At 44.3% G+C, this 280-nt stretch carries 1 pseudogene; it reads right to left on the minus strand.

The features are described 5' to 3' along the window. Positions 1 to 206, minus strand: a pseudogene (locus tag X919_RS14965) (virulence protein); the annotation flags it as partial. Between the last annotated feature and the right edge of the window lie 74 nt (positions 207 to 280).

Below are 280 nucleotides of genomic sequence, written 5' to 3' on the forward strand. Positions count from 1 at the left end.
AGCGTGTTGATTTCATAGCGCCCCACTTTTGAGAAGTGAGCATCCTCCTTGCTTCGGTATTCGGTTCGCCCCAACACCGTGTTGTATCTGAACTCATAATAGGAGGAGAGATAGGTTTCTATCTCACCATTTTTGGAGGAAGTCTTCCTTTGCTTGGGCGTATTGTTTTCGCCCACTGAATTGCATTTATCTGCGTTTGATTTCATTATCTGCTTGGTTTGGTTTCCGAGAGTGAAGTTATGAAGAGAACTGGAAAGTTCCAAGCATTCGGAGAGTGCTT

Source organism: Prevotella sp. HJM029, assembly GCF_000599605.1.
Taxonomy (GTDB): domain Bacteria; phylum Bacteroidota; class Bacteroidia; order Bacteroidales; family Bacteroidaceae; genus Prevotella.